The sequence below is a fragment of the Pseudomonas sp. GNP013 genome (assembly GCF_054343995.1).
Genome location: NZ_JBTGUT010000001.1, coordinates 2,903,531 through 2,916,190, shown reverse-complemented (window position 1 = coordinate 2,916,190; position 12,660 = coordinate 2,903,531). Strand labels below are relative to the sequence as shown.

Annotated in this window: 11 protein-coding genes; 5 read left to right on the top strand and 6 right to left on the bottom strand. The window is 63.4% G+C overall.

The genetic code is table 11. From position 1 onward, the window contains the following. Window positions 1–222 precede the first annotated feature (222 nt). The 3 genes from ACXX81_RS12545 to ACXX81_RS12535 are packed head-to-tail and all read right to left on the bottom strand — an operon-like array spanning window position 223 to window position 4,268. The gene (locus ACXX81_RS12545) at window positions 223–1,560 is read right to left on the bottom strand and encodes a c-type cytochrome (protein ID WP_209981140.1); all 1,338 of its coding nucleotides are present in this window, start codon (window positions 1,558–1,560) and stop codon (window positions 223–225) included. 15 nt (window positions 1,561–1,575) lie between these two features. Then, a complete protein-coding gene (locus ACXX81_RS12540) occupies window positions 1,576–3,813 on the bottom strand; it encodes a xanthine dehydrogenase family protein molybdopterin-binding subunit (RefSeq protein ID WP_458571777.1) in 2,238 nt (745 codons plus the stop codon). Next, window positions 3,813–4,268, bottom strand: coding sequence for a (2Fe-2S)-binding protein (locus tag ACXX81_RS12535; RefSeq protein WP_209981143.1), 456 nt, complete (start codon window positions 4,266–4,268; stop codon window positions 3,813–3,815). Before ACXX81_RS12535 ends, ACXX81_RS12540 begins: the two co-directional genes overlap by 1 nt. Before the next feature lie 278 nt (window positions 4,269–4,546). Between ACXX81_RS12535 and ACXX81_RS12530 the strand changes: the two genes are divergently transcribed. The 3 genes from ACXX81_RS12530 (at window position 4,547) to ACXX81_RS12520 (ending at window position 7,878) form a co-directional block, all read left to right on the top strand. Continuing rightward, window positions 4,547–5,293 (top strand): hypothetical protein, encoded by a 747-nt coding sequence (locus ACXX81_RS12530; protein WP_458571776.1) that lies wholly within the window; start codon window positions 4,547–4,549, stop codon window positions 5,291–5,293. A gap of 127 nt (window positions 5,294–5,420) precedes the next feature. After that, window positions 5,421–5,693, top strand: coding sequence for a hypothetical protein (locus ACXX81_RS12525; protein WP_231421793.1), 273 nt, complete (start codon window positions 5,421–5,423; stop codon window positions 5,691–5,693). Between the two features lie 73 nt (window positions 5,694–5,766). After that, entirely contained in the window at window positions 5,767–7,878 is a 2,112-nt protein-coding gene (locus tag ACXX81_RS12520) for a TonB-dependent receptor family protein (protein ID WP_458571775.1), read from the top strand. A gap of 19 nt (window positions 7,879–7,897) precedes the next feature. Here the strand turns inward: ACXX81_RS12520 and ACXX81_RS12515 are convergent, their stop codons facing one another. Continuing rightward, window positions 7,898–9,043: a PAS domain-containing sensor histidine kinase gene (locus tag ACXX81_RS12515; protein WP_209981151.1), complete on the bottom strand. Its 1,146-nt coding sequence runs from the start codon at window positions 9,041–9,043 to the stop codon at window positions 7,898–7,900. Next, a complete protein-coding gene (locus tag ACXX81_RS12510; RefSeq protein WP_458571774.1) occupies window positions 9,033–9,848 on the bottom strand; it encodes an alpha/beta fold hydrolase in 816 nt (271 codons plus the stop codon). Before ACXX81_RS12510 ends, ACXX81_RS12515 begins: the two co-directional genes overlap by 11 nt. A 130-nt stretch (window positions 9,849–9,978) precedes the next feature. Between ACXX81_RS12510 and ACXX81_RS12505 the strand changes: the two genes are divergently transcribed. Continuing rightward, on the top strand, window positions 9,979–11,178 hold the full coding sequence (locus ACXX81_RS12505) for a TPM domain-containing protein (RefSeq protein ID WP_209981154.1): 1,200 nt from the start codon (window positions 9,979–9,981) through the stop codon (window positions 11,176–11,178). 9 nt (window positions 11,179–11,187) lie between these two features. Here the strand turns inward: ACXX81_RS12505 and ACXX81_RS12500 are convergent, their stop codons facing one another. Continuing rightward, window positions 11,188–11,682 (bottom strand): DUF1543 domain-containing protein, encoded by a 495-nt coding sequence (locus ACXX81_RS12500; RefSeq protein WP_209981156.1) that lies wholly within the window; start codon window positions 11,680–11,682, stop codon window positions 11,188–11,190. Between the two features lie 106 nt (window positions 11,683–11,788). Between ACXX81_RS12500 and ACXX81_RS12495 the strand changes: the two genes are divergently transcribed. After that, window positions 11,789–12,610, top strand: a complete 822-nt coding sequence (locus ACXX81_RS12495) for an aldo/keto reductase (protein WP_231421797.1) — start codon at window positions 11,789–11,791, stop codon at window positions 12,608–12,610. The last annotated feature ends 50 nt before the right edge of the window (window positions 12,611–12,660 follow it).

Genomic DNA, 12,660 nt, shown 5'->3' with positions numbered 1-12,660 from the left:
TGCGTGGTTGACGGGGCGCCTAAGATCAAGATCAAAAGCCAAAGCAGATCAAAAGCAGTGTGATATCCATCAGACCAATGGAGATCCAAATGTGGGAGGGGGCGTGCTCCCGATGGCAGTGGGTCAGCTACACATAAGCTGACCCACCCTCATCGGGAGCAAGCCCCCTTGTTGTACAGCGCTCGGCAGACCATCCCGGTCGGCTCTCAGGCTGCCCCGCTCTTAGCGCATATGCAAAATGATCGGGCTACTGCTGGCCGGGTCGGTGTGGCCGCGCAGTTTGTTGACGTCCTTGGCGTCGACTGCGCCGCCAGTGTTGCCCCAGGTACTGCGCATGTAGGTCAGCACCTGGGCGATTTCCTGGTCGGACAGTTGCTCGCGGAACGCTGGCATGCGGTAGGCATCGGGTACGCCAGCGGCGACGATGCGTTGGGAGCCGTTGAGGGTGATGTTGATGGCCGAGGCGGCTTCCTTGGCCAGCGCCGAGGTGGCGCCGGCCAGGGGTGGCATCCAGTCGGGCTGGCCCTTGCCGTCCGGGCCGTGGCAGGAGGCGCAGCGTGTCGCGTACAGATGGGCGCCGGGGCGTGCGTCGGTGGCGGCGGCCTGGTACTGCCAGGGCGCACCGTCGCGCTGCGGATCGCCGGGCAGTGCCTTGAGGTAGCGGGCGATGGCGGCCAGGTCGTCGTCGGTCATGAACTGCGTGGAGTTGTTGAAGGCCTCGGTCATCGAGCCGTACACCACCGCGTGCTGGTTGCGCCCGGTCTTGAGGAATTGCACGATCTGCGGCTCGCTCCAGCGGCCCAGGCCGGTGTTGTGGTCCTGGCGCAGGCTCGGCGCGTACCAGCCATCGAGCAGCGCACCGGCGAGGAACGGCGTGCCGGTCTCATCCAGGGCTTTTTCGTTAAAGGCCAGGCCGCGCGGCGTATGGCAACTGCCGCAATGACCAGGGCCCTGGACGATATAGGCGCCACGGTTCCACAGCGCATCCTGGCCGGGTTTGGCGGCGTAGGTGGCCGTGGGGGCGAACACGCCGTTCCACAGGGCGATGGGCCAGCGCATATTCAGCGGCCAGGGGATGGCGCCGGGAATATTGGGCTCGCTGGCCGGTTGCACGCCTTTCATGAAGAACGCATACAGCGCGCGCACGTCATCGTCGCTGAGCTTCACATAAGACGGGTAGGGCATGGCCGGGTAGAGTCGGCGGCCGCCCGGCGCCACGCCTTGGCGTACCGCGCGGTCGAAGTCGGCCAGGCTGTAGGCGCCGATGCCGACGTCTCGATCCGGGGTGATATTGGTGGCGTGGATCGCCCCCAGCGGCGTGGCCATTTCCAGGCCGCCGGCAAAGGGCGCCTTGCCGGCGAGGCTGTGGCACGCCACGCAGTCGCCGAGGCGCGCGACATACTCGCCACGGCTGACCAGCGCCGGGTCGAAAGTTGTGGCCTGTTCCTGCTCGAACGGCGAGGCAGGCTCACGGGTGACATACCAGGCCAGCAGGCCGGCAGCGATCAGGCAGGGCAGGGCAAGCCAGCCTGCGGTTCGGGCGAATCGTCGGGTGTTCATGGGCGTTCCCTGTCCTTAGCTGAAGGTGTATCGGCTCAATGGCAAGCTGCGGATGCGCTGGCCGGTCAACTGCGCCACCGCGTTAGCCACGGCCGGCGCCACTGCGGGCAGCGGGGGTTCGCCGATACCGCCCATTTTTTCGCCACTCTCGACGATCTTCACGTGCACCTGCGCCATGCGCGAGGGCGGCAGGATCGGGTACAGGTCGTAGTTGCGTGCGCGTGGCTTGCCGTCCACGTACACCGCTTCCTCGATCAGGGTTTGCGACAGACCCAACGCCACGGCGCCGGCCACCTGCGCCTGCACGATGGCAGGGTTGACGATGCTGCCGGGGTCGATCGCTTCCCAGATGTGATGCACCTTGACCTGGCCGTGCTCGATCGACACTTCGGCGACCACCGCCGCATGGGAGCCGAACGGCGACGCCATCGCCACGCCACGGGCACGGCGGCTGCCGTCTTCGGCGGTGTAGGGGCCCCGTTTCCAGCCGCCGGACAACTCGCCTGCAGCCTTGAGCAAGGTAGTCAGTCGCGGGTTGTCGCGCAGCAGGTGCAGGCGCAACTCATAGGGGTCGTGACCGCCCTTGTCCGCCAGTTCATCGAGGAACGCTTCATAGAAAAAATCGTTGAGCGAATTGCCCACCGAACGCCAGTACCCGAGCATGGCCGGGCCTTTGACGTAGATCTGCGCGGTGCGTTTGTTGGCGATTGCGTAGCTTTTGCCCGACAACCCTTCAAGGGCCGCAGGGTCAATCTTGTCGCCCTGTTTGCCGGCGAGGGCTTCGGTCGGGCCTTCGGTGGCGCTGACTGCTTCGATGGCGACCGGCAAACCTTTGTCATCCAGTGCAGCGCGGAACTTGACCACCGCCAGCGGGCGCAACACGTCACGCAAAAACTCTTCCTCGCGGCTCCAGATCAGTTTGACCGGGCGACCCACGGCCTTGGCCAGCGCGATGGCCTGCGGGTAGGGATTGGCCGACTCATAGAGGAAGTGCCGACCGAAAAATCCGCCCAGCAGCGGCGAGTGCAGGGTGATGTTCGCAGGATCAAGGCCGGTGCGCTTGGCGATGTCGGCGCGGAACATGTCCGGTGCCTGGTTGGGCAGCCACACCTCGAGTGAGCCATCGGGGTTGAAGCGCGCCAGCGCCGACGGCGGCTCCAGTTGGGCATGGTTGAGGTATTGGTTGTGGTAGGTGGCCTCGACCCGGGTTTTGGCGTTTTTCAGCGCGCTGGCCACGTCGCCCTCGTTCTCGTCGTCGCGGGTCGGACCTTGCTGGGCGGCGAGGAATTCGCGGTGTTTGTCGCTGGAAAAGTCGGCAGGCATTGCGCGCAGCTTCGAATCGGCGGCCGCTTCCAGCCAATCCACCTGGATCGCTTCGACGGCGCGTTTGGCGTGCCACCAGCGTTCGGCCACCACCGCCACGGCGCCGGGCAGGGTGTGCACCGAATGCACGCCTTTCATCGCTTCGACCTGCGCCTGATTGCGCAGGCTGCCGACGGTCATGCCCAGGCGGGGCGCGTGCTGCACGGCGGCATGGAGCATGTCGTCGACTTTAAGGTCGATGGTATACAGCGCCTTGCCGGTGGATTTGTCGTAGGCGTCCAGGCGTTTCACCGGTTTGCCGATCCAGCGGAACTGGCTCGGGTCGCGCAGGGTGATGCTGGCCGGGTCGGGCACCGGCATGTCCAGGGCACGCCCGGCCAATTCGCCGTAGCCCAGCGAACGGCCGGACGCTGCGTGCACCACGCGGCCGGGCTGGGTGGTGAGTTCGGCGAGCGGCACGCCGAGCTGTTCGGCGCCGGCCTGCAGCAGCATGGCGCGCGCGAGGGCGCCCAGGCGGCGCATGGTCGGGTAGCTCATGCGCACCGACATGCTGCCGCCGGTAATGCGCATGCCGTTTTCCATCACCACGTAGGCTTCGCCCGGTGGAGCGGCCTCGACCACGAAAGTGGCGGGATCGGCGTCCAGCTCTTCGCCGACGATCTGCGCCATGGCGGTGTGGGTGCCCTGGCCACCTTCCATGAAGGGGCTGAGCAGACGCACGCTGCCGTCCGGGCGAATTTCCAGAAACGCCGGCACCTGGGTGCCGCGCTCTGCGGCGTTGGCCGTGGCAGCCTGCACCCGGGCCGAGCCCATCGGCAGGCCGAAGCCGATCACCAGCGCGCCCACGGCGGTGCTGGCCAGAAAGCGTCGGCGCGACAGGTTGACCGGATCACCCAGGGGCAATTCAGGCAGGGGCAGATGCGTATTCATCAGGCACGCTCCTGCTTGGCCAGATCATCCATGGCGGTGTGGATCGCGTTGTACGTGCCGCAGCGGCACAGGTTGACCATGGCCGCGTCGATCTGCGCCGTGGTGGGCGCGGGGGTGTGCTTGAGCAGCGCAGTGGCCGCCATCACCTGCCCGGACTGGCAATAACCGCATTGCGCCACCTGATGCTCGACCCAGGCGGCGACCACGCGCTTACCCACATCATCGGCTTCGATGGCCTCGATGGTGGTGATTTCGCGGCCCGCCACGGCGGCCACCGGTGTAACGCAGGCGCGTACCACGTTGCCGTCCACCAGCACCGAGCAGGCGCCGCACTGGGCCAGGCCGCAGCCGTACTTGGTGCCGGTCATGCCCAGGTCATCGCGGATCACCCACAACAGGGGCGTGTCGGCGTCGGCCTCGACTTGATAGGCTTTTTGGTTGATGCGTAATTCCATGGCGGGTTCACCTGCTGATCATCGGTCGGTGTAGCTGAGTTCTTATAAGAGGTGCGACGCAGATCGCCCATGTTTGCACTCTAGACCACCGGGCCAGGGCTATCTATCCAATCGGCGGCAACTCCGTAGGATCAGGCAAGTATTCAACAGGAATGCGCTAGTGCAGGGGTGTAGTCCTTTACTGATCTGCCGGGCAGGGCTGCACTTTTTTTCATTCTTCTGATCTATCCCTGTCACGAGCGCGCGCATTCCGCGCGCAGGCAGCAGGACCCGACCGGATGCGGATGAACCACCTTTCAACCTGTTTAATCAAACGCTGGCCGCTGCTGTTCGCAGCGATGCTGGCGCTCTGTGCCACGGCGTGCAGCCAGCAGCAGGGCCGCGATATGGCCCGGCAGTTCAGCGAAGGCAAACCTGATGAGTTCTTCCAGACCAGCGTGGACCGCATGGCAACGTTGGGCATGCGCGATAACCTGCAAAGCCTGTATCTGTTGATGAACAAGCTCTACCTGCGCAACCCGAGCCAGTGGCGTCAGTCGGGCTACCCGGATGCCGTGACCGCCGCGCGGACAATCCGCCAGGCCATTGAAAACCGTCAGCCGTTGCCGGCACTTGGCGAGCGTCGCGACCTGGCAGCCTTGAGTTACTCGCTGAGCCCGGAGTTTCGCGGCGACCGCGTCGGCGCATTCATCTACGCCATCGGCAGCATGCTGGTCACCGCCCATGGCGGGCGCACCCAGTTTTACGTGACCGATTCGATCAACCCGCAATTCGTCAGCAACGCCGCGCGCAATATTGAAAAGGCCACCTGGCTGCTCGGCCAGCGCCAGGACGCCAATGGCGTGTTGCTGCTGTTTTCCAACGAGATCTCGGAGGAGGGCAGCAACCTCAGTTTCGCCGTGGAATTCGGCAAGATCGTCGCGCGCCTGGACCTGCTCACCCAGATCCTCGACGAGCGCTACCGCCGCATTGGTCTCAATTATGCGCAAAGCCTGTTGTTGATGAATTTTCTGCCGGTGCAGTGATACCCAGGGCCGGGGAGTGCGGCGTTTCGCTTTCCCATGTAGGAACTGGCCTATCTTGCAACAGGCCGCTTGAAACGCCCCTCCAGCGGCAATAGCCTCGGACTTTTCCTAAAAGTCGAGGCCTACCTTGGGTAAGCGAAAAACGGTTTGGCTCACGGATCGCGACATTCGTTTGCGCTTCATCCTGTTTGCGGTGATCGACACCGCAAGCGTCCAGGGCGTCGCGGCGGAGCTGCTGCTGCCGGCGCAGAAACTGCTGCAGGACTCGCCGACCGAAGCACAGTTGCGCAACACCCTGGACGCGATTCTGGCCACAGATGAAATGTATGGTTTCAGGTTTCCCCCGGGGTCGGAGGCCGATGACTTCATGCAGGCACTGGAGGCTGTTGCCGCAAGCTGATGATTCGTTTGTAAGGAGTGACCCGTCGAAGCCGCCAGGCTTCTTATGCTTCCGAATGCCAAGGACCTGCCCCATGCTGTTGCGCCAATCCCCGCTCCTGTTTGCCGCCCTGACCCTCAGCCCGACGGTGCACGCCGAAACCCTGCAACTGGCACCGGTCGAAGTCAGCACGGCGCCCGCCAGTGCCGGTGAAATAGCTCAGGCGCAGCTCAAGAGCGTGCCTGGCGCCACTAACTACATCGACCTGGACAGCGTGCAACAGGGGCGCGTCAGCACCAATGAGGATGTGTTCAAGTATCAGGCCGGGGTGTATGCCAAGGCTGCGAATAATGAAGGGGTGAAGCTGTCCATCCGTGGCTCGGGCCTGAACCGCAGCCCTGGGTCCCATGCGTCCGGCCTGTTCGAGATGCTCGACGGTTTGCCGCTCACCGGGCCCGGCGGCACGCCCTATGAACTCAAGGACCCACTGTGGCACAGCCGCGTTGAGGTGCTGCGCGGCGCCAACGGCTTTGATCGCGGTGCGCTGGCGTTGGGGGGTGCGGTCAACTACGTCACCCGTACCGGCTATGACGCGCCGACTTTGCAACTGCGCTATGAGGCGGGCAGTCACGGTTATGCCCAGCGTGAAATCAGTTCCGGCCAGGTGCTGGGCGACGCCGACTACTACATCAGCCTCACCGACGCCGCGTCCGACGGCTATCAGCAGCAGAGCGCCGGTAGCGGCAAGGGTATTGCCGCCAACTTCGGCTATCGCTTCAACCCGGACCTGGAAACCCGCTTCTATTTTCGTTACCGCGAAACCGCCAACGACACCCCCGGCAAGCTCACGCGTTACCAGATCAGCCATGATCCGCGTGCCGCCAACAGCCTCAACGCCGCCCGCGATTCCAAGCGCCTGCAACCAGGCTCCACCTGGATCGCCAACAAAACCACCCTGCAATTGGATGAAAACTCAAAGGTCGAGGTCGGCCTGGCCTATCACGATTACCCCATGGACCTGCGCGAAGGCACCAACCGCCTGAAAGTCGCCTACACCGATATCAGCGGCACCCTGAACTACATCCGGCAGGACAGCCTGTTCGGCCATGACAGCAAAACCACCCTCGGCCTGCGCACCACCCAGGCGATGCCCAACAATGGCGCGTCGGAATATGTACGTACGCCGGCCGCAAATACCGCCAGCTACGCGCCAGGCACCAAGACCCGCGATTATTCCTACCTCGGGTCCGACACCGTGCTGCATATTGGTAATGACCTGGAACTGTTGCCGGACCTGTGGCTGACCACCGGCCTGGCGGCCATTTATACGCGCCGCGAAACCCAGGTTACCTACCCGCAAGGTCAGGCGCCGCTCAGTCAGCATGACTGGGATTACGCACCGCGCATTGGCCTGCGTTATGACTTCAATCCGCAATTGCAGGTATACGGCAACCTCAGTCGCTCGGTCGAGCCGCCGCATGCGTGGTCGATGATCTGGGGTTCCAACAAATACTTCACCAGCGGCCCGGCCAAAGGGCTGGCGCGTGAAGGCGTGAGCCTGAGAAACCAGACCGCCACCACCCTGGAAGTCGGCGGACGGGGTGAAGCGTGGCTTGGTGCCTGGGACCTGGCGCTGTACCGCTCCGAAGTGCGCCACGAACTGCTGGCCGTGGAAACCCAGGCCCAGACCGCCACCAGCAACGCCGTGATTGCCGAGGCCAACGCCAGCCCCACGGTGCATCAGGGCGTGGAACTGAGCCTGCTCAGCCCGCTGTGGGACGGCGGCCGCGAGGGCCGGCTCGATCTGCGCCAGGCCTACACCTTCAGCGACTTCCACTACCGTGACGATGACCGCTTTGGCAGCAACACGCTGCCGGGCATCCCCAGGCATTATTACCAGGCGCAAGTTCGCTACAGTCACCCGAGCGGCTTCTACACCAGCCTCAACACCGAGCACTCTTCGCGGGTGGCGGTGGACTATGCCAATTCCTATTACGCGGCCGCCTATACCTTGCTGGGCGCGACCTTTGGCTACGACGCGCCGAAGCAGGACTGGCAGGCGTGGGTCGATCTGCGCAATCTCACCCACCGCCGCTATGCCAATACGGTCACGCCGGGGTATGACGACAAGGGGCTGGACGTCGCGCGTTCGACCCCGGCGGATGGGCGGGGCATCTATACCGGAGTGTCCTGGCGCTGGCGTTGAGTTCAGGATCCGCAACGGATTAATGGGTGGCAGGCAATTTCACGGTGAAGGTTGTGCCGGCCTCTGCCGATGAACTTACCGCCACATCACCGCCATGCACCTTGGCCAGTTCGCGCACGATATACAGGCCAAGGCCCACGCTGCGCACCTGGCTGCCTTGATCGGTGCCACGGGTCATGGGTTCGAACAGATTGGCGAGCAGCCCCTCGGGAATCGCGGTGCCATGGTTGTGTACGGCGACTTCACAGACGTTATTACCGATTCGCGAGGTGATGCGGATTTCGCGCTGCAGGTCGCCATACGCCACGCTGTTGGCCACCAGGTTGCCGATAATCTGTTGTACGCGGTCGGCATCCAGGCTCGCGCTGCCAAAGCCCTCGATATGGTGCACCAGTGTCGCCTTGGGGAAGGCGACACGCAGTTCCTCGACGGCATGGTGAATGACTGTGTGAAAGTCCAGCGGCGCGGCGCGGATAATGATGCCCTGACCAACTCTGGCCTGGGTGAAGTCAAGCAAGTCGGCGATCATGCGCTGGGCGCGCTCGGATGACTGGTCGATATGCCCCAGCAGTTGGCGCTCCTTTGGCGTGCACTCACCACGGCTGAGAAAATCCGAAGCCATGCGAATGGCCGTGAGCGGGTTTTTCAAATCGTGGCTGACAATCGCCACCATCTGTTCGGCGAACATCGCGCGCCGCTGCGAGATGGCATAGGCTTGCTTGAGTTCCGCCTGCGCCTGATGCAGGGCGATTTCAGTGGCGGTTTTTTCCTGCAACAGGGCTTCGGCCAGCTTGCGCGCGTTCAACAGCTCGCGTTCGTACTTGTCACGGTCAGTGGTACCGAACAGCGCCAGGTCGTACACCACGGCGTCGCCGAGTTGGCGACGATTGCCATTGAGCAGCACCGTCACTTTCTGCCCGTCGCGGTGCACGGTGTCGAGCTTCACCTCGGTGACGCTGCCATGCATGCGCAGCATCGGCGCCAGGTGCGTTTGATGGAAAATTCGCCCGCCCATGGTCAGCAGGTCCTGGAAGCGCCGGCCACACAGCTCCTGGGCACTGAACCCCAACCAGTCGGTGAAGCGTGCATTGACCTGCAGAATCGTGCCGTCTTCGGCAGTCACGGCCAGCGCACAGGCGGCGCTGTCGAACAGGTCAATGGGCATGGGCGGCTGCCCACGGCGCCAGGAAGCTGTGCATCGCCGCCGCGCACGCCACTGGCGCGCTCATGTGCGGACAATGGCCTACGTTGTCGATCAGGCAATAAGTGCTGTTGGGGACTACGCGATGCAGGTATTCACCCACCACGACCGGGGCAATCAGGTCGTCGCTCGATTGCAGGATCAACACCGGGGCGGCCAGGCCGGTCACATCTTCACGGTTGTCCGCCATGAAGGTCACGCGTGCGAATTGCCTGGCAATGTCCGGTTCGGTGCGGCAGAAGCTCTCGGTCAGCGCTTCGCCGAGTTCCGGTTGCCCGGGCGCACCCATGATCACCGGGGCCATGGCACTGGACCAGCCGAGGTAATTGCTGTCGAGTGTGTCGAGCAGGTCATCGATGTCGCTGCGCTTGAAACCGCCGATGTAGCCTGCGTCGTCGATGTAGCGGGGCGATGGGCCAATCATCACATGGGCCGCGATGCGCCCGGGCTGCAGGCGGTCGGCGAGGACGCCGATCATCGCGCTGACCGAGTGGCCCACCAGAATCACCGGGCCCCGGGCATAGGCGTCAATGATTTCATTCAAGTCACGAGCATAACCGTCCAGCGTGCTGTACTTGGTCTTGTCGAAGGCGACAAGGTCCGACAGGCCTGCACCCACCAGGTCATACATCACTACGCGGAAACGCTCGGTAAAATGCGGCGCCAAATAGTTCCACATCGCCTGGTTGCAGCCGAAGCCATGGGAGAACACCAGGGTCGCCATGCCGTCGCCGATCACATTCACATTGTTGCGGTGGCGTAGGTCCATGGAGGTCTCAAAATTATGGCGTATTGCTATTTGAGGCGCAGTTTAAATAGTCAACGCCTTTGGGTCACGCGTTATAGCGCCGATAGGTTACAGTCAGCGCCATTCAGGACGAAACTTCAGGTAACAAAACATGATGCGGTGGGTACGGCTGTCCGTCTTGAGTCTGCTGGCACTGATGTGCTTCGGCGTGTTTACTGCCGCCCAGGCTGATGTTTCGCCGCTTGGCGTGGCCCTCGATCAGCGGGTGATCGACCTCACCAACACCCTCGATGCCGACACCACCGCCCGTCTGAAAAGCCGGCTAGCCGACCTCGAACAGCGCAAAGGTTCGCAGATTGCCGTGTTGCTGGTGCCCGGAACCGGCGGGGCCAGCATCGAGGATTACGCCAATCAACTGTTTCGCGCCTGGCAACTGGGCCGCAAGGACGTCAACGACGGCATCCTGCTGGTGGTGGCCAAGGACGACCGCAAGGTGCGTATCGAAGTCGGGTACGGGCTGGAAGGCACAGTCACCGATTTGCTTGCCCGCCGGATCATCGAGGAACACATCACCCCGGCGTTTCGCCAAGGCGATTTTGCCGGTGGCGTCAGCCAGGGTGTGAACGACCTCGTTGTGCTGGTTGAGGGCGGCGACTTGCCGGCAGTCGCCGTCCCAGGCGTCAGTCCCCAGGCCATGGCGATACTGCTGGCACTGATCGCCGGCGGCATCGGTGGTGTGTTGATGGCCGCAGGCATGTTGCACTGGCGCCGTGCCTTGATTGCCACGGCTGGAGTGACCCTGCTGCTGACGGTGTACATCGGTGGACGTGAGTGGCCGATATTCCTGCTGGTATTACCGCTGACGATGCTGATCGGCGGTGCCACGTTTGGCGCATTGTGGCTGGCGCGCGCAGTCTTTTACTGCGTGATGGCTGCACTGGCGTATATCGTCGGCGTGCTGGCAGCGGCTCGGTTTGTCGAACTCAGTCTCGTCCACTGGCTGCTGTGGCCGTTGGGCGCGGCCGTGGTGCTGGGTCTGTACGTGGGGTTGTTCTTCCTGATCAAGGCATCATGGAAAAGCAGCCCGCGTTTCTTCCTCGTGCGCGTACTGGCGGTTGTCGCGATTTATACCGCGGCGGGCCTGCTGTTGGGGCACGGTGCTCAAGGCTGGTGGGTGGCGATACCGGTGGCGACGATTGCGGCGTTTATCCTGTTCGTGCAGAGCGTCTCCAGTTCAGGCTCGGGCTCGAGCAGCCGCTCCAGTTCAAGCTCCGGCAGCTCGCGCTCCAGCGGCAGCTCGTCCGGCGGCGGCGGATCCAGTGGCGGCGGCGGTGCGTCGGGCAGTTGGTGACACGAGCACTCAGGACAATACGAGGTAATCATTGCGTTGCACGATGGGCGCGTGCGCGCCCTGCACCAGATGCACATAGCGACCGTCCACCAGGTCGATGGGCAGGCAGTCATCCACATCCATCACGGCATCGGTATGCGCCTGGGACCAGCCGCGCAGCATCTGGCGTTTGCCCAGCGTCTTTGCCTCCTGCTTGTTGCGCGCGACGACCAGCAGGTAGTGATGGGCCTCGCCGAAACTGTGGGTGTCGTACCCGCCAAGGTTGATGAAATACAGGCGCGGCGCTCCGGCTTGCGGGGCCAGCGGGCTGAGCTCGACTTTCCAGCCATCGACGCCATCCACCGCCATCCAGGCGTCGATGTGTACGCCCTTGGCGCTGCCGAACCAGTTTTCACGCAATTGCGGGTAAGTGGCTTGCAGGGTATCCGCCACGGCGAATACCACATCATGGACTTCGATCCTCGCCCGCGGGTGCTTGCCCCCGAGCATCACGACAAACAGCATTGCAGGTTCTTCCTGGCGACTTGGCAGAGGGCAACCATACTTCGATTGAACCCTTTTGTCCGGTCAATGCCCCACTGTTTACTTGCGAACTCATCAGGAGGTTGTCATGCGTACCATTGATCTGGCCGGCGTACCGGTCCCCGTCATCGGCCAGGGCACCTGGCGCATGGGGGAAGACCCCGACCAGCACCGTGCTGAAGTGGCGGCATTGCAACTGGGGATCGACGAGGGCATGACCCTGATCGATACCGCCGAAATGTACGGTGAAGGGGGCGCCGAGTCCGTCGTCGGCGAAGCCATACGCGGCAAGCGTGACCAGGTGTTCCTCGTGAGCAAGGTCTACCCGCACAATGCCAGCCGAACGGGCATCCCTCGTGCCTGTGAAGCCAGCCTGCAACGGCTTGGCACCGACTTTATCGACCTGTACCTGTTGCACTGGCGCGGCCAGTATCCCCTTGAAGAAACGGTCGAGGCCTTCGAGCGTTTGCGCGAAGCCGGCAAGATCGGCCGTTGGGGTGTCTCCAACTTTGATGTGGCCGATCTGCAGGAGCTGGCCTCTGCGGCCTGCGCCACCAATCAGGTGCTCTACAACATCGAGGAGCGGGGGATCGAGTTCGACCTGCTGCCCTGGTGGCAACAACATCATTTGCCGCTGATGGCTTACTGCCCCATCGCCCAGGGCGGCAAATTGCTGTCCAGCCCGACGCTCAAACAGATCGCCCAGCGTCACGAGGCAACGCCTGCCCAGGTCTGCCTGGCGTGGGTACTGCGTCAGGACGGCGTGATCGCCATCCCCAAGGCCGTTACGCCGGAGCATGTGCGACTCAATGCCCGTGCTGCGAACCTGGTGCTGGATGAACATGATCTGGACGCGATCGATCGGGTATTCGGCGCGCCCAAGCGCAAGCATCCGCTGGCGATGGTCTAGCCCTCAGTAACAACCCATCTCGATAGAAACGGCGCCCGTCCCTGGGCGTC

Excerpts from the sequence above, each read along its gene's own strand:
- ACXX81_RS12545 (WP_209981140.1), bottom strand. The coding sequence starts at position 1,560 with ATGAACACCCGACGATTCGCCCGAACCGCAGGCTGGCTTGCCCTGCCC.
- ACXX81_RS12540 (WP_458571777.1), bottom strand. The coding sequence starts at position 3,813 with ATGAATACGCATCTGCCCCTGCCTGAATTGCCCCTGGGTGATCCGGTC.
- ACXX81_RS12535 (WP_209981143.1), bottom strand. The coding sequence starts at position 4,268 with ATGGAATTACGCATCAACCAAAAAGCCTATCAAGTCGAGGCCGACGCC.
- ACXX81_RS12530 (WP_458571776.1), top strand. The coding sequence starts at position 4,547 with ATGCGGATGAACCACCTTTCAACCTGTTTAATCAAACGCTGGCCGCTG.
- ACXX81_RS12520 (WP_458571775.1), top strand. The coding sequence starts at position 5,767 with ATGCTGTTGCGCCAATCCCCGCTCCTGTTTGCCGCCCTGACCCTCAGC.
- ACXX81_RS12515 (WP_209981151.1), bottom strand. The coding sequence starts at position 9,043 with ATGCCCATTGACCTGTTCGACAGCGCCGCCTGTGCGCTGGCCGTGACT.
- ACXX81_RS12510 (WP_458571774.1), bottom strand. The coding sequence starts at position 9,848 with ATGGACCTACGCCACCGCAACAATGTGAATGTGATCGGCGACGGCATG.
- ACXX81_RS12505 (WP_209981154.1), top strand. The coding sequence starts at position 9,979 with ATGATGCGGTGGGTACGGCTGTCCGTCTTGAGTCTGCTGGCACTGATG.
- ACXX81_RS12500 (WP_209981156.1), bottom strand. The coding sequence starts at position 11,682 with ATGCTGTTTGTCGTGATGCTCGGGGGCAAGCACCCGCGGGCGAGGATC.
- ACXX81_RS12495 (WP_231421797.1), top strand. The coding sequence starts at position 11,789 with ATGCGTACCATTGATCTGGCCGGCGTACCGGTCCCCGTCATCGGCCAG.